A 19,973-nucleotide genomic window follows, 5' to 3' on the forward strand; every position below is an offset into this window, starting at 1 on the left:
GCTCGGGCTCGGCGGCGGCGCGCTCGCGGTAGGCGTGACGCACGCGCTCGAAGAAATCGTTGCGCTCGCTTTCGATCCGGTCGGCGGCGCCGCGGCCGCGCGCGCGCGCCAGGCCGACGTCGACCGGCACGTCGAGCAGCAGAGTCAGCGCCGGCCTCAGGCCGACCACGCGCCGTTCCAGTTCGGCGATGAAGTGCAGGTCCAGGCCGCGGCCGGCGCCCTGGTAGGCATAGCTGGCGTCGGTGAAACGGTCGCTGATCACCCAGCGGCCGCGGGCCAGCGCCGGCGCGATGGTCGCGCGCACGTGCTGGGCGCGCGCGGCGAAGGCCAGCAGCAGCTCGGTCTCCGGCGCGGCGGGCTCGTGATGGGTGTCGAGCATCAGGCCGCGGATCTGCTCGGCCAATGGCGTGCCGCCGGGCTCGCGGGTGTAGACCGCATCGATGCCGGCGTCTTCGAACGCGCCGCGCAACGCGGCGAGCACGGTCGACTTGCCAGCGCCCTCGCCGCCCTCCAGGGTGACGAAGCGCGCGCCGGTGCGCAGCGGTGCGCTCATCGGCGCGCTCCGTTCGCGGACGGCGCGTCCGCCGGCGCGGCAGGCGCCGCGGCCGTGTCCGACTCGGCCTCCTCCAGCACCGCCTTGCCCTCTTCCGGCTGGCTATGGGTGCGCTGCTGGCGGTAGCGCTGCAGGTACAGGCGCACGTTGGCCTGGTGCTGGGCATAGGTCGCCGCGAACAGGCTGCGGCCGGTGCCGTCGCCGGCCGCGACGAAGAACAGCGCGTCGCCCGGCGCCGGATTGGCCGCGGCCTTGAGCGCCGCCAGGCCCGGCATCGCGATCGGCGTCGGCGGCAGACCGGTACGGGTGTAGGTGTTGTACGGCGTGTCGGTCTGCAAGTCGCGCTTGCGGATGTTGCCGTCGTAGTTCGCGCCCAGGCCGTAGATCACGGTCGGATCGGTCTCCAGCTTCATGCCGAGCTTGAGCCGGCGTTCGAACAGGCCGGCGATCTGCGGGCGTTCGGCGGCCAGGCCGGTTTCCTTCTCCACGATCGAGGCCATGATCAGCAACTCGGCCGGGCTCTTCAGCACGCTGTCGCGGTCGCGGCCTTCCCACGCCGCCTGCACCGCGCGGTCCATCGCCTGATGGGCGCGCTTGAGCACGTCCAGGTCGCTGTCGCCGCCGGTGTAGAGATAGGTTTCGGGCAGGAAGCGGCCTTCCGGATGCTGTCCGGGGCGGCCGATCGCTTTCATCAGCGCCGCGTCGTCCAGTCGCGCCGCTTCCTGCTTGAGCGGCGTGGCGCGGGCCAGCGCCGCGCGCAGCTCGCGCATGTTCCAGCCGTCGACGATGGTGAAGCGGTGACTGACCACCTTGCCGTCGCGCATCGCGGTCAACAACTGGCGCGGGGTGGTGCCGGGCTCGAGCGCATACTCGCCGACCTGCAACCGGCCGGCCGCACCGAGTTGCCTGGCCAGTGCGCGCCATTCCAGCGCCTCGCCCTGCTCGACCCCGGCCGCGCGCAGCTTGCGCACCACCGCCGGCAACGAATCGCCGCGTTCCACGCGCAGGCTCTCGCCCTTCTCCAGGCCGCTCATCGGCGCATCGGCGAAATGCTGGTAGCGCTGCCACAGCCAGGCGCCGCCCGCGGCGAGCGCGGCCAGCAGCAGCACGATCACGATCAGACAGCCGCAGCCGCGTTTGCCAGTCTTACCCACGACACCTCCAAGCCTACGATCCGAGCCGCCGCGCGCCGGCGCGGACCGCGTCCGCGGGGCGGAGGCTCAGTCGTCGACCGGAACGGCGGGATGGGCTGCGCCGAGCCGGCGCCGCGCTCCGGCAGGCCGGAGGCGGCGCGCGAAACCGCTCGTCGAGCCGCGCCTGCGGCAGGATACCGCGCGCGGCGGATGAAAATCGCCGCGAAACGGCCGGTGCCGGATCGCGGCACCGTGCGCAGGCCCGGCCTGCGGTACGGATGCCGGGCACCGCAGCGGCGCCCGACATGGCACTGCCGGCCATCGCCGGCAGCGCAAGGCCCCGCACGCAGCACGGGGCGCGGACTTCAGATGCGCTTGAACACCAGGGTGCCGTTGGTGCCGCCGAAGCCGAAGCCGTTGGACACGGCGACGTCGACCTTGGCCTCGCGGGCGACATTGGGCACGTAGTCGAGGTCGCAGCCCTCGCCCGGCTCGTCGAGGTTGATGGTCGGCGGAATGATGCCGTGGTACAGGGCCAACACCGAGAAGATCGCCTCGGCGCCGCCGGCCGCGCCGAGCAGGTGCCCGGTCATCGACTTGGTCGAGCTGACCATGGTCTTGTAGGCGTGATCGCCCAGCGCGCGCTTGATCGCCAGGGTCTCGGCGAGATCGCCGAGCGGGGTCGAAGTGCCGTGCGCGTTGAGATAGCCGACCTGGTCCGGGTTGATGCCGGCGTCGGCGAACGCCGCCGCCATGCAGCGCGCCGGGCCTTCGCCGTTCTCGCTCGGCGCGGTCATGTGGAACGCGTCCGAACTGGCGCCGAAGCCGGCCAGCTCGCAGTAGATGCGCGCGCCGCGCGCCTTGGCGCGTTCGTACTCTTCCAGCACCAGGATGCCGGCGCCGTCGCCGAGGACGAAGCCGTCGCGCTCCTTGTCCCACGGCCGCGAGGCGCGGGTCGGGTCGTCGTTGCGGGTCGACATCGCCTTCATCGAGCAGAAGCCGCCGACCGAGGTCGGCGAGGAGCCGCGCTCGGCGCCGCCGGCGACCATCACGTCGGCGTCGCCGTACTGGATCATGCGCATCGCCGTGCCGATCGAATGGTTCGAGGTCGCGCAGGCCGACACGGCGGAGAAATTCGGGCCCTTGATGCCGGTCAGCAGCGAGACCTGGCCGGGCAGCATGTTGATGATCGTGCTGGGCACGTAGAACGGCGAGATCTTGCGCGGGCCGCCCTCGTGGTACTTGATGGTCTGCTCTTCGATGCCGAGCAGGCCGCCGATGCCGGAACCGATCAGCGCGCCGATGCGCTCGGCGTTGGAGTCGTCGACGGTGATGCCGGCGTCTTCCAGCGCCATCAGCGAGGCGGCGACGCCGTAATGGATGAACTCCTCCATCTTCTTGGCGTCTTTCGGGTTCACCCAGCGGGTGATGTCGAAATCGCGCACTTCGCCGGCGATGCGGGTGGTGAACAGGGCCGGATCGAAATGGGTGATCGGGCCGATGCCGGAGCGGCCGTTGACGATGCCGTCCCAGCTGCTGACGACGTCGTTGCCGAGCGGGGAGACGAGGCCGAGGCCGGTGACGACCACGCGGCGGTTGAAGGAACGGTTGGACATGCAACGCTACCTCTGCTGGATCCGTCTGCGGACGCTACGCCGGCGTATCGACCGGCCTGAAAAGCACGGGGCCGCAATGCGGCCCCGAGTTGTCGCTGTATGGCATGGCATGCCGTCCGCGAGCCGCCGAGGCGCATCGCGGACGAGCGGGCGCATTACGACTTGACGTGCGCCTTGACGTAGTCGATCGCCTGCTGCACCGAGGTGATCTTCTCGGCCTCTTCGTCCGGAATCTCGCACTCGAACTCTTCTTCGAGCGCCATCACCAGCTCGACCGTGTCGAGCGAATCCGCGCCGAGGTCGTCGACGAACGAAGCGTTGTTGGTGACTTCCTCTTCCTTGACGCCAAGCTGTTCGACCACGATCTTCTTGACGCGTTCTTCGATGCTGCTCATGGATGCTGCTCCTCCCGTGAGGGGTTTTTCGACGGAATAGTCTAATGGAATCGGAGGGTTTCGCGAGGGCCGCGGGCCTTTCGACGAAACCCCTTTGGGTTCAATCGCTTACAGCCTACGCCAAAGGCTCAGGGCATGTACATGCCGCCGTTGACGTGCAGCGTTTCGCCGGTGATGTAGCCGGCCCCGGGGCCGGCCAGGAACGCCACCGCGCGGGCGATGTCGGCCGGGTCGCCGAAGCGGCCCAGCGCGATCTGGTCGAACATGGCCTTCTTCGCGTCCTCGGGCAGGTCGCGGGTCATGTCGGTGTCGATGAATCCGGGGGCGACCACGTTCACGGTGATGCCGCGGCTGCCGATCTCGCGCGCCATCGACTTGCTGAAGGCGATCACCCCGGCCTTGGCCGCGGCGTAGTTGGCCTGGCCCGGGTTGCCGGTCACGCCGACCACCGAAGCGATGTTGATGATCCGGCCCTTGCGCGCCTTCATCATCGCGCGCATCACCGCCTTGCTGGTGCGGTAGACGCTGCTGAGGTTGGTGTCGAGGATGGCTTGCCAGTCCTCGTCCTTCATCCGCATCAACAGGTTGTCGCGAGTGATGCCGGCGTTGTTGACCAGGATCGAGATCGGGCCGACGGTCTTGGCGACCTCGTCGATCAGGGCCTCCACCGACGCCGGGTCGGCGACGTCGAGGACCCGGCCGTGGCCGCCGTGCGCGGCCAGGCGGGCGGCGATGGCCTGCGCGCCGGCTTCGCTGGTCGCGGTGCCGACGACGGTCGCGCCCTGGGCGGCGAGCTCGTCGGCGATGGCCGCGCCGATGCCGCGGCTGGCGCCGGTAACCAGCGCGATTTCGCCCGAAAGCGGGGTCGTGCTCATGCGTGTTTCACTCCGTAAGGGCTGCTGGCTCGTGGGGGCCGCACCGCGTCCCGGTCGGGACAGCCGCGGCGTCCCGCCCGAGCGAGGCGGCCTGGCCGCGCGTGCATGCGGCCAAGCCTACACAGGCTGGGGTCGGGATTTCAGTAGCGCAAGGGTCGCAGGTGCGCGGCGGTCCGGATTCAGCGCCAGTCGGCCAACGCGGATTCGAAATCCGCCGGCGTGCCGATCGCGCGGCCGTCGATGGCCTTGTCGATGCGCTTGATCAGGCCGGCAAGCACCTTGCCGGGACCGCATTCGGCGATGCGCTGCGCGCCGCGTGCGGACAGGGCCTGCACGCAGCCGGTCCAGCGCACCGGCAGATAAAGCTGACGCACCAGGGCATCGCGGATCGCGTCCAGGCCGTCCTCGACCTGCGCATCCACGTTCTGCACCACCGGGATCGAGGGTTCGCGCCAGTCCAGCCCGGCCATGGCTTCGGCCAGGCGGTTGGCGGCATCGCGCATCAGCGGCGTATGCGAGGGCACGCTCACCGCGAGCTTGACCGCCTTGCGCACGCCGGCCTCGGCGAGCCGGGTCAGCGCCTTGTCGACCGCGCCGGCATGACCGCCGATGACGATCTGGCCCGGCGAGTTGTAATTGGCCGGCACCACCACTTCAGCGCCGGATACGGCCGCGCAGATCTCCTCGACCAACGCGTCCTCGGCGCCGAGCACGGCGGCCATCGCGCCGACGCCGGCCGGGGCCGCGTCCTGCATCAGTTGCCCGCGCAGGCGCACCAGATGGGCGCCGTCGCGCAGCGACAGCGCCCCGGACGCAACCAGCGCACTGTATTCGCCCAGGCTGTGGCCGGCCAGCGACGCCGGCTGCGCCCCGCCCTGCGCCCGCCACAGGCGCCACACCGCCACGCCCGCGGCCAGCAGCGCCGGCTGGGTGAACTCGGTGCGATTGAGCTGCTCTTCCGGGCCGCCCTGGCTCAGCGCCCACAGATCGACGCCGGCGCCGTCGCTGGCTTCGGCGAAGGTTTCGCGAACCTGCGGATGCAGTTCGGACAGCTCGGCCAGCATGCCCAGCGACTGCGAGCCCTGGCCCGGGAAGACGAAAGAAAGGCGCTGATCGGTCACGCGTGCCGTCACATCGAAAGGATGGCGAATCATACGGGCGAACGGTTGCGAACGTCTGTACCGGTCGGTACGGCGTCACGCGGCGTCGCAAACCGCGGCGATCCGGCGCGAAACCTCGCAGCGGCGCGGCACCGAACGAGTTCGCCGGTCATGCGGGCTCCGCTCGATCGAGCGCCCCGGGCTTTGCCTGATCGGGTCAAAATCGCCCGGGCACGTCCCGGACGCGCCGAAACCTCGCGATGGATACGACGGCACATCCCCCCCTTTTCACCCAGGCATTCGCGCATCCAAAACCGGACGATGCCAACAGCCTCGGCAAGGGCCGCCGATTCCACGCCGAAGCCGAGGATCGAAGCCGAAACCGCCGCGCCGGTTCATGACCGCGGCCCGAGCCCTTCCGGCCAAGAAACGCCGCGAGAACACAGCGCCGCGGTCGCGGCTTGCGCCGCTCCTACCCCCAAGCGCCGGTTCCTAGCATTGCTGTTGCTGTTGCTGTTGCTGTTGCTGTGAATAGCTTGGCGCCGCAGCGATCTCGCGAGAACGCCCTGACGCCCCGCAGGGCGGCGGGCCGTGGGCAGCCAGGTCAGGGAAGGCCCGTGCGGAGCAGCTCTGCGCAAGCCAGGTCCCATAGTGGCTTTTGATCCGAAACGGCCATGGCGTTTTCTTTGGTTACTTTCTTTGTCGCATTGGACAAAGAAAGTGACCCGGCCGCTTGCGGACGGAAGCTTTGCTTGGAGGCTTTGTGGCTTTGAAGCTTCACAAGCTTTCGAACGACAAACGCCGCGAGGTCGCAAGAGCGCGGTCGCGGCTTACGCCGCTCCTACAGGGGCCCAGGACAAAGACGCGGCGAGCGGGAGAGAGGGCGGTCGCGGCTTGCGCCGCTCCTACCCCGGCGACGGTTTCGGGCTTCGATCGATGACGAAGGCATTGATCGCTCTGCGCGTCCCGTGGCCGCGGCTTGCGCCGCTCCTACCCGCGAGGGTTTCGGGCTTCGATCGATAGCGAAGGCGTTGGCTTATCTGCGCGTCCTGGCGTCGCGGCTTACGCCGCCCCTGCACAAATACGCAAGCTCAAAGACGCGAAAGGCCGGCTCGCGACGAATCGCGGCCGGCCTCGGCGATGGCGATAACGGCAACAGGGATCAGTAGCGCAGCAGCGCCGAGCCCCAGGTGAAACCGCCGCCGAACGCTTCCAGCAACAGCAACTGGCCGCGCTGGACCTTGCCCGAACGCACCGCCTCGTCCAGCGCCAACGGCACCGAACCCGAAGAGGTGTTGCCGTGCCGGTCGACGGTCACGATCACGCGGTCCATCGGCATGTCCAGGCGCTTGGCCGTGGCCTCGATGATGCGCAGATTAGCCTGGTGCGGAATCAGCCAGTCGATCTCGTGACGATCCAGGCCGTTGGCTTCCAGGGTCTCTTCGACCACCGAGTCCAGCGCCTTGACCGCATGCTTGAACACTTCGTTGCCGGTCATCAGCACGCGCACGCCGGCATTGTGCTCTTCCGGCTTGAAGCCGGCCGAGACGCCGACCGGGTTCCACAGCAGCTCCTTCTTGCCGCCGTCGGCGTGCAGATGGGTGCTGAGGATGCCGGTCTCGCGGTCGGCCTTGAGCACGACCGCGCCGGCGCCGTCGCCGAACAGCACGCAGGTGCCGCGGTCGTTCCAGTCCAGCATCCGGGTCAGGGTTTCCGAGCCCACCACCAGCACGGTCTTGGCCGCGCCGGAACGGATGAACTTGTCGGCCACGGTCAGCGCGTAGACGAAACCCGAGCAGGCCGCGTTGACGTCGAACGCCGGGCAGCCGTCGGCGCCCAGGCGGTGCTGCAGCAGGCAGGCGCTGGACGGGAAAATCAGGTCGGGGGTGGTCGTGCCGAGCACGATCAGGTCGATCTCGCTCGCGGCCACGCCGGCGGCTTCGAGCGCACGCACCGAAGCGTGGTAAGCGAGGTCGACGGTGGTCTCGCCCTCGGCCGCGATATGGCGCTCGCGAATGCCGGTGCGGGTCGCGATCCATTCGTCGCTGGTATCGACCAACTTGGCCAGGTCGGCGTTGGTCAACACCTTTTCCGGCAGGTAGCTGCCGGTACCCGCGATGCGGGCGTAAATCCGATCTGTCATCACCACTCCGCGGCGTTGCCGTGTAGGGGCCCGCTCAGGCTCCGCACGCCGCGATGCAGCGTCGTCGCCGGACGCAGGCCGCCGAAGTCATCAGTGCCACAAACGCAGGCCGCCAGCGTGAGCTGGCGGTGGAACGGTGCCGCGACGGCCGCAGGTCTGAGTTCGGACGCGCCGCCGCGGGCGACGGAGCGGATCGGCGCCGGCACGGGGATGCGCTCCCCGCGGCCGGCCCAGATCGGCGGCGACGCGCGCCGGAAGCCGGGCGCACGTCGCGGCGCGAGCGAAGATTATTCTTCGTCGACGATGCGGGTCTTGGTCTCGATGACCTTCTTGCCGCGGTAGTAGCCGTCGGCGGTCACGTGATGGCGGATGTGGGTCTCGCCGGTGGTCGGGTCGGTGGCCAGCTGCTTGCTGGTCAGCGCGTCGTGGGCGCGGCGCTGGCCGCGACGGGACGGGGTAACGCGGGACTTCTGAACAGCCATGGTCTTGCTCCGGAAAAGCGGTGGAAACCTGAGGTGGATAGCGTAGCCCGATTCGCAGGAACGGCTTGCTGCTTCGCCTGCAGGTCGGAATGGAACGAAAAGGGTGAAACCGGTCTTGCGTCAGTTCTTCTTCAGCGAGGACAGCACCGAGAACGGGTTGGCCGCGTCCTGTTCGGCCTGCGGGGCCTCCCATTCGCGTTCGACCGCCTCGCTGCCGGGCGCCATCGGCACCACCGGAACGGCGAGGATCAGTTCGTCCTCGACCAGCTCCACGGGCCGCAGCATGCCGTCGTCCGGCATCAGCAGCGGCTCGTAGCCCGGCGGCAACGCGGCTTCGTCGGCCTCGTCGCGGATCAGCCCCAGCCGCTGCACGATCTGCACCGGCAACAGGAACCGTTCCAGCGAGCGCTGGCACAACAGCGGCAACTGCGCGTCGATCTTGAGCTCGACGTAGGGCACCTGCAGCGCGTCGCTGTCGAAATCCAGCGAGAAGCTGACTTCGCCTTCGGCGTCGACCAGGCTGTCGCGCAGCCGGGTCATGTCCGACAACGGCACACGGCCTTCCACGCCGCGCCGGGCCGCCACCAGGCGCCAGGCATCGAGGACGTCGGGCACCCGCCCAGATGGCACATCGGCTGACATAAGCCGCGGAATGGTAGAGACCCCGCCCCCCGCTGTCAAACCGTAAGCCCCGGCCGGCGCTGGGGATTTGCCGCCGCCCCCGGCGCGCGTGCAGACTTTCCGGCCTCCTGCCGAGCGAAGCCGCCGCCTTGATCCTCATCCTGCTGCTGACCCTGGTCGTGCTGGGGGCCCTGGCCGCGGCCGTCCTCGCCCTGTACGGGCCGATGCGGCGCCAGCGCGCGGTGCGCGAACTGCTCGACGCCGCCGACGCCCTAGAAGCCCAGTTGCGCACGGCCCGGGCCGAGATCGAGGCGGTCGCCGGCGACGAGGGCCGCGACCCGGTCGGCGACGCGATGCGGGAAATGCTGCGCCAGCGCCTGTGGCTGCGCGAATACGGGCGCCGCGCCAGCCTGTCCCAGCTGGCCGAAGTGCGCAGCTCGATCGATGCCGCGCGCGGCCGGATCGAGCAACAGCTGAACAAGATCGAGCGTGCGCGTCTGCCGACCGGCTGAGACGCCGTTTTTGCACGACGTCTCAATAGAGTTAGAGATCGCCTATGCCTTCCCCTCTGATCCTGGCCTCGACCTCGATCTACCGTCGTGAGCTGCTCGGCCGGCTCGGACTGGCCTTCGACACCGCCCGCCCGCACACCGACGAGACCCCGCGGCCGGGCGAGACCCCGGCCGCCCTCGCCGCCCGCCTGGCGACGGCCAAGGCCGGCGCGGTCGCGGCCCAGCAGCCGCAGGCCTGGGTGATCGGCTCGGACCAGGTGGCCGAATTCGACGGCCGCCCGATCGGCAAGCCCGGTGGCCGCGACGGCGCCCTGGCTCAGTTGCAGGCCATGTCCGGGCGCGAGGTGCGGTTCCTGACCGGGCTGTGCGTGCTGCGCCACGGTCAGGCGCCGTTGACCGCGCTGGACGTCACCACCGTCCGCTTTCGCGAACTGAACGCGGCCGAGATCGCCCGCTATGTCGATGCTGAGCAGCCTTACGACTGCGCCGGCAGTTTCAAGTCCGAAGGCCTGGGCATCGCCTTGTTCGAGGCGATCGAGTCCAGCGACCCGACCGCATTGATCGGCCTGCCGCTGATCGCGACCGCGCGCCTGCTGCGCCAGGCCGGCTACGCCCTGCCCTGACCCGGCACGCTCGCGAAGCGCATGCGCTCAGCGCGGCGCCAGCTCGATCGGCTGTTCGGCCCAGTCTTCGATGCTGCCATCGCGGCCGTGCAAGCGCAGGCCCAGCCAATGCCGCCCCGGCGCCTGCGCATCCAGCCGCACCCGCGCGGCGAACCCGACCCGCGGATGCTGCGGATCGTTGCTGATCCGCCAGAACCCGCGCACGCCCGGCAACTCGCGTCCGTACTGCGCCTGTGCGACCGGCCTGCCGTCGAGCAAGACCTCGACCCGGGCCAGGCCGATGCCGTCCTTGAACGCCCAGCCGGCGACTTCGAATTCGCGCCCGACCCGCGCCCCGGCGAGCGGCGCATCGACCCAGGCCATCGCCGGCGTCGTGCATGCGCCCCGGCGCGCGCGGCCGTCGAGGGCGAACAGCAGGAAACGCTGGCGGCCGTGATCGACATTCAGCGCCTGCGGCGGCGGCAAGGGGCCCAGCATCGCGCACAGATCGTGATAGCGCTGCAACAGATGCTTGTATTCGACCTCGGTCGCGCCGACCACCAGCAGCGCCGGCTCGGCGACGGTGTCGATGCGGCGGTCGCGCTCCAGCCCCCATAGCCGCAACTGCGGCGCGCGCCCGTGCTTGTGGTTGATCGGATGGTCCAGCACTTCGATCCGCGCATCGCCCAGGGCGAAGCCGAGTTCGGCGCCGATCTTGAAGTTGTCCGCCAACACCCGCGTGCCCGGCGGCAATTCGCGCAGGCGCCGCTGCACGCGCTCGGCCAGTTCGTCCCAACCGGCGAAATTCGACGGATACCACTTCTCGCCCGCGCTGCGCGCGCGCAGCGACGGCACCGACACCGCGACGTAATAGCCCAGCACCGCCAGCACCGCCGCGCCGGCCAGCGCGGCGGCGAGTCCGCGCGCCCAGCGCGGCCAAGCCGCAAGCACGCCCGGCAACAGCGGCAGCAAGGCCAGATAGCCGGGCAGCGGCCAGTGGAAGCTGACCCGCTCGGTATCGGCGAAGAAACCCAGGACGAAGAAACCGAGCACGATCAGCGCGCCGGACAGAGCGAAATAACGCGCCGCCGGATTCGCCGCGCGTGCGCCGCGCCAGGCGCCCAAGGCCAGCGCGGCGAACAACGGCGGCGTGACCAGCAGCGCCTGCACGACGACGAACCACAAACCGTCGATGTGGAACGCCCACGGATGCCGGTCGACCAGTTGAAAGCGCAGACCGGCGTCGGCGTTGTCCATGTTCCAGGCCACCAGCGGCGCCCAGGCCGAGGCGCCGATCGCCGCGGCGACCAGCACGCGCACGTCGCGCAGCGCGCGCCGACCTTGCGGCAGGCACAGCAGCGCCACGCCGCCGACCGCGATCACCGCGATGAAGCGGTAGTGGCTGAGTGCGCCCAGAGCGAGGCCGGCGGCCAGTTCCACCGCGGCGCGCGCATCGACCTCGCGCAGCAGGCGCGCGCCGGCGTCCAGGCACAGCAAGGTCGCCAACGCCATCATCGCGTCCGGCAGCGCGAGCAGGCCGAGCGTGCCCGCCAACGGCAGCAGCAGGCCGAAACAACCGGCGACCCAGCCGGCGCGCGCGCCGAATTCGCGCGCGGTCATGCGCACCAACAGCAGCGGCACCAACGCGGCGATCGCCAGGAACGGCAAGCGCAAGGCCCAGGCCTGCGCGCCGCCGAGTTCGACCCCGAGCCGGGTCAGCCAGGCGGTGAGCCCGGGCAGGTCCGAATATGCCGCCGCCGGATGCTGCCCTTCCTGCCAGTAGAACGCTTCGTCGACGAACAAGGGCAGGCGCGCGGCCACCGCGGCCTTGAGCGCCAGCAGCGACAGCCACAGCATCCAGAATCCGCGCGCGGCGCCGCCCGTGTCCTGCTTTGGTTCCCGCATCGGCACTCGACCTCGCTACACTTCGGAAGGGGTTGGATCTGTCGCGCCGGCCGCGCGGCCGAATCGTCGCATGCGGCCGGTCGCGCGCGCCTCACGCGCGACCGATCCGGCAAAGTCCGCGCGGCAGCGGCCGCTCGGCAATCTCCGCGCGAACCTCGGCAAGGCGCGCGCGGGCGTTATCGATATCCGTTTTTTATTGATGTCCGTTCCAGAACATCCGCACGCGGCCATGCGATGGCTGCACCGGCCGCGACCGCGCGCGATGATGCGCGAGAGCGGCGCAAACGCGATCGCGCGCGCGGCGACGCGACGATACCGAAACAGGAACCGAGCACGATGACGGCAGGCAAGACCACGACGGCGAACCCGACGCCGGCGCAACGCGAGACCATCCTACCCGATGCCCTGCGCAGCGCCCTGGAACAGGCGCAGGCGCAGGTCAATTCGCTGGTGCTGGGCAAGGCGCAGGCGGTGCGGCTGGCCTTCGTCGCGCTGTTGTCCGACGGCCACCTGCTGATCGAAGACCTGCCCGGCCTGGGCAAGACCACGCTCGCCCACGCGCTGGCGGCGACCCTGGGGCTGGAGTTCCAGCGCGTGCAGTTCACCTCCGACCTGCTGCCGGCCGACGTGGTCGGCGTGTCGGTGTTCGACCCGCAATCGCGCCAGTTCCAGTTCCACCCCGGACCGGTGTTCACCCAGGTCCTGCTGGCCGACGAGATCAACCGCGCCCCGCCGCGCACCCAGAGCGCGCTGCTGGAGGCGATGGCCGAACACCAGGTCACCGTCGACGGGCGCACGCATGCCCTGCCCGACCCGTTCTTCGTCATCGCCACCCAGAATCCGGTCGACCTGTCGGGCACCTATCCCTTGCCGGACTCGCAGCTCGATCGCTTCCTGCTGCGCCTGCACCTGGGCTATCCCGACGAAGCGGCCGAACGCGACCTGCTGGCCGGCGCCGACCGGCGCAATCTGATCGCCCAGACCCGGCCGTTGCTGAGCGCCGAGGACGTGCTGGCGATCCGTCGCGCGGTCGACGCGGTCTATGCCAGCGAGAGCCTGATCGGCTACGTCCAGGCCTTGCTCGCGCGCAGCCGCAAGCACCCCGGCGTGCGGGTCGGCCTGTCGCCGCGCGCCGGCCTGGCGCTGCTGCGCGCGGCGCGCGCCTACGCGCTGCTGCTGGGCCGTTCGCACGTGGTGCCCGAGGACGTGCAGGCGCTGTTCGCCGCGGTCGCCTCGCACCGCCTGGTCGCCGAAGCCGATGCCGGCCCCGACGTGGCCAAATCGATCCTCTTCGCCGTGGCGGTGGATTGAGTCCGAACCGCATGACCCCGGCTGGAACGACCACCGCCACCGCGCGCGGACGCCTGAGCGAATGGCGCCGGCGCCTGCTGGCGTTGACCCGGCCGCGCCGTCGCGAAGCCCTGCCGGCACGCTTCGACCGCCGCCGCATCTATGTGCTGCCGACCGGTTTCGGTGCGTTCTACGGTGCCTTGCTGGCGACGATGCTGCTGGGCGCGCTCAACTACAACAACAACCCGGCCCTGCTGCTGGCGCTGCTGCTGGCCGGCGCCGGCCTGGCCAGCCTGATCGCCGCGCAGCTGCAACTGTCGGGGCTGAGCATCGTCGCGATCGACGCCGAACCGGTACCGGCCGGCCAGCCGATGACGGTGCGGGTGCATGCGCGGGCCAAGCCCGACCGCGCCCGGCGCGGCCTACGCGTGGACGACGACGGCGCGCTCGGCACCGGCGTCGCCTCGCTCGATCTGGACCAGGGCGCCGGCGAAGCGGCGCTGCGGCTGACCACCGAACGGCGCGGCTGGCTCGAACTGCCGCGGCTGCGGGTGTGGACCACCCGCCCGCTGGGCCTGGCGCGGGCCTGGGCCCTGGTCTGGCCGCAGGCGCCGCTGCTGGTCTATCCGACGCCGGAACCGCACGGCCCGCCGCTGCCCACCGGCGGCGGCGACCAGGCCGTGACCCGGCTGCATCCGGCCGGCGACGACGTGCATCACCTGCGCGCCTATCGCCCCGGCGACGCCCGCCGCACCATCGCGTGGAAGCATTCGGCGCGGCGCGACATCCTGCTGGTGCGCGAGTACGAACAGCCGCTCGGCGGCGACGTCGAACTGGAATGGCAGCACTTGAACGGGCTGGACCAGGAAGCGCGCATTTCGCGGCTGGCGCGCTGGGTCGACGAAGCCGAGCGCGACGGTTGCCGCTATCGGTTGAGCCTGCCCCACCAACCCGCGCTGGGCCCGGGCAGCGGCCATGCCCACCGCCACGCCTGCCTGCGCGCCCTGGCGTTGATGCCGCATGGCTGAACTCCGTCTTCCCTTCGCCGCAGGCAGGCGCGCCGGCGACGACGCGCGGGCACCGGAAGGGCTGCCGCCGTCGGCGCGGCGCGCGACCCTGCTCGCCGGCGCCAGCTGCCTGTTGCCCTTGCTGCTGCAACTGCCGCCGAGCATCGCCGCGCTGATCACCGCGGTCGGCGTCGGCATCGGCTTGTTGTCCTGGCGCCGGCCGTTGCCCAGCGCGCTGCGCTTGTTGCTGGTGCTGGGCTTGGTCGGCGCGGTGCTGGTGCTGGCCGGCTTTTCGCTCGGGCGCGATACCGGCTGCGCCCTGCTCGCGGCGATGTTCGCGCTCAAGCCGTCGGAAACCTACACCCTGCGCGACGCGCGCAGCCTGATCGGCTTCGCCCTGTTCGGCCCGTTCGCGACCTTCCTGCTCGACCAGGGCCCCTGGTCGCTGGTGCTCGGCCTGGCCGCGGTGGTGCTGGCCTTGGCGACCCTGCAGCGCCTGGCCGAGTACGAATCGCGCCCCGACCCCGCGCGCGCCGCCGAACCGGCCCTGTCGCCCGGACAGCGCCTGCTTTCGATCGGCCGCCTGATCGCGATCGGTCTGCCGCTGGCTCTGGCGGTGTTCTGGCTGTTCCCGCGCCTGAGCTCGCCGCTGTGGGGCATCCCCGACCGCGCCCTGGCCCGGCCCGGCCTGTCCGACAGCATGCGCCCCGGCGAGATGGTCGAGCTGCTCAACGACGAAACCGTCACCCTGCGCGCGCGCTTCCGCGGCGCCGCGCCGCCGACCTCGCAGATGTACTGGCGCGGGCCGGTGCTCTGGAACTTCGACGGCCGCGAGTGGACCCGTTCGCGCTGGATCCAGGGCCTGCCGGCCGCGCCGATGCGCGCGGCAGGCAACGGTTGGGACTACGAGCTGGAAGTCGAGCCGACCGACACCCGCGATTTCGTCGCCCTGGACCTGCCGCGCGCGGCGCCGCCCGGCGCGCGGCTGACCCTGGACCACAACCTCTATACGCGGCGACCGCTCAGCACACTAACCCGCTGGCAACTGCATTCGGCACCGCCGGCCAGCTACGAACCGCAGCTGCGCGACACCTTGCGGCGCATGGCCCTGTCCCTGCCCGAGGGCTACAACCCGCGCACCCTGGCCCTGGCGCAGCGTTGGCGCGCCGAGGCCGGCGCCGACGATGCGGCGATCGTGCGCCGGGCGATGGCGATGATCCGCGGCGAATTCGCCTACACCCTGGCCACGCCCCTGCTCGGCCGGCATTCGGTCGACGAGTTCCTGTTCGACCACAAGGCCGGCTACTGCGAGCACTTCAGTTCGGCCTTCGTGGTGCTGATGCGCGGCGCCGGCGTGCCGGCGCGGGTGGTCACCGGCTATGCCGGCGGTTACTACAACCCGGTCGGCAACTACTGGCTGGTGCGCCGTTCCGACGCCCACGCCTGGGCCGAGGTGTGGTTGCGCGGGCGCGGCTGGGTGCGGGTCGACCCGACCGCGGCGGTCGCGCCGGAGCGCATCTACGACACCCTGGCCGACCGGCAGCCGGGCGCCGGCGGACTGTTCGGCGGCATCGCCGCGGCGACGCCCTTGTTCAACCTCAGCGATTGGCTGCGCCGCGGCTGGAACGATTTCGTGCTCGGCTTCGACGCCAGCCGCCAGCAGCGCATGCTGCAACCCTTCGGCGTCGACCGTCTGGACAGCCACAAGCTGGTGCTGCTGTTCGTGCTGTTCGCCAGCGTGGCCGGGATCTGGATGGTCTGGCTCAGCAGCCGGGGCGAACGCGAACGCGACCCGGTCGTGCGGGCCTGGCGGGCCCTGGGCCGACGCTACCGCCGGCTGGGCCTGGAGCGCCAACCGCACGAGCCGGCCCTGGCCTGGGCCGGGCGGGTCGCCCAGGCGCGGCCGGACCTGGGCGAAAGCTTGCTCCGGCTCAGCCAACATTTCAGCGATTGGCGCTACGCTGGTAATGGACCCGGGCGGCGCGAGGCCCGAGCACTGCGCAACGAACTGGTTCGGGCCTTACGCGCGCATCGGCCCGGCCCTTCTGGAGAACGACGATGAAGCTGCGTCTTGCCGTAATCGCTGTCGGAGTCGCGCTGCTCGGCGGCTGCGCCACCCAGCCCAAACCGCTACAGGGGGCGTTCTCGCCCATCACCCCGGCCGACGCCGCGGCCAGCGACAGCACCGGCGCGGTCGTGCGCTGGGGCGGCCGCATCGTCGATGTCGAGCCGCAGGCCAACCGCACCTGCTTCGAAATGATCTCGACCCGACTCGGCGACTCGGGCCGGCCGTATTGGGCCAGCGACGACGTCGGCGGCCGCTTCCTGGCCTGCCGCGCCGGCTTCTACGACCCGGCGCTGTTCGAGAAGAACCGCGAAGTGACCTTCACCGGCCGCATCGCCGGCTACGAGTCGCGGCGCATCGGCGGCTACGAGTACCGCTTCCCGCAGCTCGACGCCGACGTGGTCTATCTGTGGCCGGTGCGCGAACGGGTGGACGTGATCGAACGCCCGGCGCCGTGGCCGTGGTGGGGCTGGTGGTGAGCCGCGAGCGTCGCCGGTAGCCCGCGGCGGTAACGACGAAGGCGCCTGGCGGCGCCTTCGTTCGTTTTGGGTTGGGTTCGCCGAGCACCGGCCGTGTCGCGCAACGGCAAGGGCGAATCCCCCTGCCCTCCCTTTTCAACGCAGGGAACGGCAAGGGCCACGGCGATGCGGATCGGGAACCGAACGCCCTCTCGCCGCAGGCTCGACGCCGGGCGATTCAGCGCGGGGTGCCGAAGCGGCCGAGCTGATCGCCGGCGAGCAGATGCAGGTGCAGCTGGAACACGGTCTGGCCGCCGTGGCCGTTGCAGTTCATGACGATCCGGTAGCCATCCTCGGCGAAGCCCTCGCGTTGCGCATACTGCGCCGCCGCGTGGACGAGCTTGCCGACGAGCGCGGCCTGATCGGCCTGCAGGTCGTTGAGGGTGGCGATCGGCGTCTTCGGCACGAACAGCACGTGCACCGGCGCCTGCGGCGCGATGTCGCGGAACGCGATCAGATCGCCGTCTTCGTAAACGATGTCGGCCGGCAGCTCGCGCCGGATGATCTTGCCGAAGATGGTGGTGTCGGTCATTGGGGGCCGGGATTGAGGATTGGGGATTCGGGATTGGTAAAAACCGGAGCGTGGCTACGGTACACCGAATTCGGTCCCGCCCGTCCGACCGCTTTTGCCAATCCCGAATCCCGAATCCCCAATCCCGATCCCAGCAACCACCTACATCTCGCTCCGGCTGCCGAACGCATGCGACAGGGTGCCGCGGTCGACGTACTCGAGTTCGCCGCCGAGCGGGACGCCGTGGGCCAGGCGGCTGGGGCGCACACCGTGCTGGCGCGCGAGTTGGGCCAGGTAGTGGGCGGTGGCTTCGCCTTCGACGGTCGGGTTGGTGGCGACGATCAGTTCCTGCACTTCGCCCTCGGCCAGGCGCGCGGCCAGCGCGTCCAGGCCCAGTTCGCGCGGGCCGATGCCGTCGAGCGGGCTCAGCCGGCCCTGCAGGATGAAGTACAGGCCGCGGTAGCCGGTGGCCTGCTCGATCGCCAGCCGGTCGGCCGGCGATTCCACCGCGCACAGTAGGTGCGCGTCGCGCGCGGCGCTGGCGCAGGTCGGGCAGACCTCGCTTTCGCTGAAGTCGCGGCAGCGCACGCAGTGGCCGATCTTCTCGATCGCTTCGGCCAGGGCCTGCGACAGGCGCTGGCCGCCGGCGCGCTCGCGTTCGAGCACGTGGTAGGCCATGCGCTGGGCCGACTTCTGCCCCACCCCGGGCAGCACCCGGAACGCGTCGATCAGTTGTTCGAGCAGGCTGCTGCTCATGCGCGCCGGCGTCCGCTCATTCGCTGACGGTGAAGCTGCTGCGCGCGACCGGCTCGCGGTTCATCGCCCGCACCACGTTGAGGCAGACGATCGCGCCCAGCAGCGGCAGCAGCCACACGAGCGCCGATTGCAGGCCCTTCTGCGTGCCGGTCAGATCCGGCTCGCGCCAAATCGCCCAGGTCGTGTAGACGTCCAGGCCTAGCAAGCCCGCAGCGACTACCGCGGCGGTGGCGCCGATATGCAGGTTCATCCGCGCGCGCCGCTCAGAACGGCAGCTTCATGCCCGGCGGCATCGGCATGCCGGCGGTGGCGGCCGACATCTTGGCCTGCGACTCGACGTTGATCTTGTTGACCGCGTCGTTGAAGGCGGCGGCGATCAGGTCCTCGACCATTTCCTGGTCGGACAGCACGCTCGGGTCGATGCGCACCTTGCGGCAGTCCATGCGGCCGGTCAGGGTCACGCTGACCATGCCGCCGCCGGCGCTGCCGGTGACCTCGATCTTGGCCAGTTCTTCCTGGGCGCGCTGCACGTTTTCCTGCATCCGCTGCGCCTGTTGCATGAGTTGGGCGATGTTGCCGCGCATGGTGGTCCTGCCTTGTGGTCGTGTTGGAGATCGTATTCGGGATCGGAGCCGTCCGGCCCGGACGGCGGCGACGCGCGAGGGCGGCGCCCGCCGATGGGATGAGGGCGCGGCGGGCGCCGCGCAAGGGGCTCAGGGTTCGTCGTAGGGGCGGATCGAATCCGGCACCAGCTTGGCGCCGTAGTCGTCGATCAGGCGGCGCACGTCGGGATCGTTCATGAACATGTCCTCGGCCGAAGCCTGGCGCTCGTCGCGCGCGCGCAGGTTGCGCGCATGCAGCGATTCGCCGCCGGAAGCGGTCTCGAAGCGGATCTGCGGAGCGACGCCCAAGCGCTGGGCCAGCGCATCGGCGACCATCTTGATCAGCACCGGCGCGCGCAGGTGGTCGTCGTTGGGCCCCAGCGACAGGCTCAGCACGCCGTCGGCATAACCGAGAAAGCCCGAATGCTCGGCCAGTATCCGCGCCGGGCCGCGCAGGCCGCTGGCGTCGACCAGGGCGTGCCAGGCGTCGGCGTCGGGAATCCCCGCCCCGCCCGCGGCGGCGCGCGCCGGCATCCGGATCGGCTCGGACGCGCGCGGCGCCGGGCTGGCGAACATGTCTTCGCGCGGCACTTCGTCCGGCACCACGCTGGGCGCCGGCGCGGCGGCGGCCGGCGGGACGCGGAATTCGGGTTCGGCGGCGATCGGCGCCGGCTCGGCCCGTGCGGGCTCGGGTTCGGCGCGGACAGGCTCGATCCGGGCCGATCGGATCCGCTCCGGCTCGACCGAGGCCACCGGAGCGGCCGGCCGGGCCGCTTCCGGACGAACCGGCTCCAGCTCCGAACCCGCGCGTTCCGGGCGGGGCGATTGTCGCGGTTGCGGCACATCGTCTTCCGGCCACAGCGGCGCGTCCTCGCGCACCGCCTGGACCGGCCGCGGCGGACGCGGCGGTTCGGCGCGGCGCACCGGTTCCTCGTCCGGCCACAACGGCGCTTCGTCCGCCGCTGCAGGCGCGGCGGCGAGCGGAGCACGCACCGGTTCGCTACGGGTCGGCTCGGCGCGAGCCGGTTCGATCGGCGCGACCGGACGCGGCGGCGACTCGGACGCAGAGGCGCTGCGCGCTTCCGCCGCCCGCGCCGGGGCCTGCGCCGGCGCCGGCTCGAGCGGCGTCGACGGCGCCGCGGAAGGCGCCGATACCGCCGCTTCCCGCGGCGCGCCCTCGCGCACCGGCGCACCGCCCATCTCGCGCATCGCCGCAGCCGCTTGCGCGGCGGCGTCGCGGCCGCGCGCGGGCTCGCTGCGCCCGCCCGAACCGCCCGGCGCCGGGCC

General features: G+C 70.9%; 21 protein-coding genes and 1 pseudogene. 7 read left to right on the forward strand and 15 right to left on the reverse strand.

The annotated features are described in order from the left end of the window. The 9 genes from tmk to TX83_RS14830 all read right to left on the reverse strand — a co-directional run. The coding region (gene tmk / locus TX83_RS14790; RefSeq protein WP_064748737.1) for a dTMP kinase at positions 1-553 on the reverse strand (553 nt) is incomplete at its 3' end. After that, entirely contained in the window at positions 550-1,707 is a 1,158-nt protein-coding gene (gene mltG / locus TX83_RS14795) for an endolytic transglycosylase MltG (RefSeq protein ID WP_075575187.1), read from the reverse strand. The genes tmk and mltG, both read right to left, overlap by 4 nt. A gap of 344 nt (positions 1,708-2,051) precedes the next feature. Then, positions 2,052-3,302 carry a beta-ketoacyl-ACP synthase II gene (gene fabF / locus TX83_RS14800; protein ID WP_064748738.1) on the reverse strand — a complete coding sequence of 417 codons (1,251 nt, stop codon included), beginning with the start codon at positions 3,300-3,302 and terminating at the stop codon, positions 2,052-2,054. 155 nt (positions 3,303-3,457) lie between these two features. Beyond that, the gene (gene acpP, locus TX83_RS14805) at positions 3,458-3,697 is read right to left on the reverse strand and encodes an acyl carrier protein (protein ID WP_031373652.1); all 240 of its coding nucleotides are present in this window, start codon (positions 3,695-3,697) and stop codon (positions 3,458-3,460) included. A gap of 128 nt (positions 3,698-3,825) precedes the next feature. Continuing rightward, on the reverse strand, positions 3,826-4,572 hold the full coding sequence (gene fabG, locus TX83_RS14810; protein ID WP_064748739.1) for a 3-oxoacyl-ACP reductase FabG: 747 nt from the start codon (positions 4,570-4,572) through the stop codon (positions 3,826-3,828). 179 nt (positions 4,573-4,751) lie between these two features. Beyond that, on the reverse strand, positions 4,752-5,726 hold the full coding sequence (gene fabD, locus TX83_RS14815; RefSeq protein WP_425605970.1) for an ACP S-malonyltransferase: 975 nt from the start codon (positions 5,724-5,726) through the stop codon (positions 4,752-4,754). A 1,108-nt stretch (positions 5,727-6,834) separates the two neighbouring features. After that, the gene (locus TX83_RS14820; protein ID WP_064748740.1) at positions 6,835-7,815 is read right to left on the reverse strand and encodes a beta-ketoacyl-ACP synthase III; all 981 of its coding nucleotides are present in this window, start codon (positions 7,813-7,815) and stop codon (positions 6,835-6,837) included. Between the two features lie 287 nt (positions 7,816-8,102). Further along, on the reverse strand, positions 8,103-8,297 hold the full coding sequence (gene rpmF / locus TX83_RS14825; RefSeq protein WP_064748741.1) for a 50S ribosomal protein L32: 195 nt from the start codon (positions 8,295-8,297) through the stop codon (positions 8,103-8,105). Between the two features lie 120 nt (positions 8,298-8,417). Then, on the reverse strand, positions 8,418-8,939 hold the full coding sequence (locus TX83_RS14830) for a YceD family protein (protein WP_064748742.1): 522 nt from the start codon (positions 8,937-8,939) through the stop codon (positions 8,418-8,420). A gap of 128 nt (positions 8,940-9,067) precedes the next feature. Between TX83_RS14830 and TX83_RS23390 the strand changes: the two genes are divergently transcribed. After that, positions 9,068-9,430 carry a hypothetical protein gene (locus TX83_RS23390; protein ID WP_064748743.1) on the forward strand — a complete coding sequence of 121 codons (363 nt, stop codon included), beginning with the start codon at positions 9,068-9,070 and terminating at the stop codon, positions 9,428-9,430. Positions 9,431-9,474: 44 nt separating this feature from the next. Further along, positions 9,475-10,053: a Maf family protein gene (locus TX83_RS14840; protein ID WP_064748744.1), complete on the forward strand. Its 579-nt coding sequence runs from the start codon at positions 9,475-9,477 to the stop codon at positions 10,051-10,053. 27 nt (positions 10,054-10,080) lie between these two features. Here the strand turns inward: TX83_RS14840 and TX83_RS14845 are convergent, their stop codons facing one another. Then, positions 10,081-11,937 carry a glycosyltransferase family 39 protein gene (locus tag TX83_RS14845; protein WP_064748745.1) on the reverse strand — a complete coding sequence of 619 codons (1,857 nt, stop codon included), beginning with the start codon at positions 11,935-11,937 and terminating at the stop codon, positions 10,081-10,083. A gap of 70 nt (positions 11,938-12,007) precedes the next feature. Between TX83_RS14845 and TX83_RS22860 the strand changes: the two genes are divergently transcribed. The 5 genes from TX83_RS22860 to TX83_RS14865 are packed head-to-tail and all read left to right on the forward strand — an operon-like array spanning position 12,008 to position 16,778. Continuing rightward, a complete protein-coding gene (locus TX83_RS22860) occupies positions 12,008-12,277 on the forward strand; it encodes a hypothetical protein (RefSeq protein WP_141233519.1) in 270 nt (89 codons plus the stop codon). Next, on the forward strand, positions 12,274-13,248 hold the full coding sequence (locus tag TX83_RS14850; RefSeq protein ID WP_064748755.1) for an AAA family ATPase: 975 nt from the start codon (positions 12,274-12,276) through the stop codon (positions 13,246-13,248). Before TX83_RS22860 ends, TX83_RS14850 begins: the two co-directional genes overlap by 4 nt. 11 nt (positions 13,249-13,259) lie before the next feature. Next, on the forward strand, positions 13,260-14,255 hold the full coding sequence (locus TX83_RS14855; RefSeq protein WP_064748746.1) for a DUF58 domain-containing protein: 996 nt from the start codon (positions 13,260-13,262) through the stop codon (positions 14,253-14,255). After that, positions 14,248-16,296 carry a transglutaminase TgpA family protein gene (locus tag TX83_RS14860; protein ID WP_064748747.1) on the forward strand — a complete coding sequence of 683 codons (2,049 nt, stop codon included), beginning with the start codon at positions 14,248-14,250 and terminating at the stop codon, positions 16,294-16,296. Before TX83_RS14855 ends, TX83_RS14860 begins: the two co-directional genes overlap by 8 nt. Next, on the forward strand, positions 16,293-16,778 hold the full coding sequence (locus TX83_RS14865; RefSeq protein WP_064748748.1) for a Slp family lipoprotein: 486 nt from the start codon (positions 16,293-16,295) through the stop codon (positions 16,776-16,778). Before TX83_RS14860 ends, TX83_RS14865 begins: the two co-directional genes overlap by 4 nt. 217 nt (positions 16,779-16,995) lie before the next feature. Here the strand turns inward: TX83_RS14865 and TX83_RS14870 are convergent, their stop codons facing one another. From TX83_RS14870 to TX83_RS14890, 5 genes and pseudogenes are all read right to left on the reverse strand, one after another. After that, positions 16,996-17,349: a histidine triad nucleotide-binding protein gene (locus TX83_RS14870; RefSeq protein WP_064748749.1), complete on the reverse strand. Its 354-nt coding sequence runs from the start codon at positions 17,347-17,349 to the stop codon at positions 16,996-16,998. A 141-nt stretch (positions 17,350-17,490) separates the two neighbouring features. After that, entirely contained in the window at positions 17,491-18,084 is a 594-nt protein-coding gene (recR, locus tag TX83_RS14875) for a recombination mediator RecR (RefSeq protein ID WP_064748750.1), read from the reverse strand. 16 nt (positions 18,085-18,100) lie between these two features. Beyond that, a complete protein-coding gene (locus TX83_RS14880) occupies positions 18,101-18,334 on the reverse strand; it encodes a hypothetical protein (RefSeq protein ID WP_064748751.1) in 234 nt (77 codons plus the stop codon). A 13-nt stretch (positions 18,335-18,347) separates the two neighbouring features. Beyond that, a complete protein-coding gene (locus TX83_RS14885; RefSeq protein WP_064748752.1) occupies positions 18,348-18,668 on the reverse strand; it encodes a YbaB/EbfC family nucleoid-associated protein in 321 nt (106 codons plus the stop codon). A gap of 129 nt (positions 18,669-18,797) precedes the next feature. Next, positions 18,798-19,973, reverse strand: a pseudogene (locus tag TX83_RS14890) (hypothetical protein); the annotation flags it as partial.

Source organism: Lysobacter antibioticus HS124 (assembly GCF_000336385.2).
Lineage (GTDB): Bacteria > Pseudomonadota > Gammaproteobacteria > Xanthomonadales > Xanthomonadaceae > Lysobacter > Lysobacter firmicutimachus.

What these genes read in the sequence shown, in the direction of transcription:
- fabF (WP_064748738.1), bottom strand. Translation starts at nt 3,302, where the DNA reads ATGTCCAACCGTTCCTTCAACCGCCGCGTGGTCGTCACCGGCCTCGGC.
- TX83_RS14885 (WP_064748752.1), bottom strand. Translation starts at nt 18,668, where the DNA reads ATGCGCGGCAACATCGCCCAACTCATGCAACAGGCGCAGCGGATGCAG.
- fabG (WP_064748739.1), bottom strand. Translation starts at nt 4,572, where the DNA reads ATGAGCACGACCCCGCTTTCGGGCGAAATCGCGCTGGTTACCGGCGCC.
- TX83_RS22860 (WP_141233519.1), top strand. Translation starts at nt 12,008, where the DNA reads ATGCGGCCGGTCGCGCGCGCCTCACGCGCGACCGATCCGGCAAAGTCC.
- rpmF (WP_064748741.1), bottom strand. Translation starts at nt 8,297, where the DNA reads ATGGCTGTTCAGAAGTCCCGCGTTACCCCGTCCCGTCGCGGCCAGCGC.
- TX83_RS14880 (WP_064748751.1), bottom strand. Translation starts at nt 18,334, where the DNA reads ATGAACCTGCATATCGGCGCCACCGCCGCGGTAGTCGCTGCGGGCTTG.
- TX83_RS14860 (WP_064748747.1), top strand. Translation starts at nt 14,248, where the DNA reads ATGGCTGAACTCCGTCTTCCCTTCGCCGCAGGCAGGCGCGCCGGCGAC.
- TX83_RS14845 (WP_064748745.1), bottom strand. Translation starts at nt 11,937, where the DNA reads ATGCGGGAACCAAAGCAGGACACGGGCGGCGCCGCGCGCGGATTCTGG.
- recR (WP_064748750.1), bottom strand. Translation starts at nt 18,084, where the DNA reads ATGAGCAGCAGCCTGCTCGAACAACTGATCGACGCGTTCCGGGTGCTG.
- fabD (WP_425605970.1), bottom strand. Translation starts at nt 5,726, where the DNA reads ATGATTCGCCATCCTTTCGATGTGACGGCACGCGTGACCGATCAGCGC.
- TX83_RS14855 (WP_064748746.1), top strand. Translation starts at nt 13,260, where the DNA reads ATGACCCCGGCTGGAACGACCACCGCCACCGCGCGCGGACGCCTGAGC.
- TX83_RS14865 (WP_064748748.1), top strand. Translation starts at nt 16,293, where the DNA reads ATGAAGCTGCGTCTTGCCGTAATCGCTGTCGGAGTCGCGCTGCTCGGC.
- TX83_RS14830 (WP_064748742.1), bottom strand. Translation starts at nt 8,939, where the DNA reads ATGTCAGCCGATGTGCCATCTGGGCGGGTGCCCGACGTCCTCGATGCC.
- TX83_RS14840 (WP_064748744.1), top strand. Translation starts at nt 9,475, where the DNA reads ATGCCTTCCCCTCTGATCCTGGCCTCGACCTCGATCTACCGTCGTGAG.
- TX83_RS14850 (WP_064748755.1), top strand. Translation starts at nt 12,274, where the DNA reads ATGACGGCAGGCAAGACCACGACGGCGAACCCGACGCCGGCGCAACGC.
- acpP (WP_031373652.1), bottom strand. Translation starts at nt 3,697, where the DNA reads ATGAGCAGCATCGAAGAACGCGTCAAGAAGATCGTGGTCGAACAGCTT.
- TX83_RS14870 (WP_064748749.1), bottom strand. Translation starts at nt 17,349, where the DNA reads ATGACCGACACCACCATCTTCGGCAAGATCATCCGGCGCGAGCTGCCG.
- TX83_RS14820 (WP_064748740.1), bottom strand. Translation starts at nt 7,815, where the DNA reads ATGACAGATCGGATTTACGCCCGCATCGCGGGTACCGGCAGCTACCTG.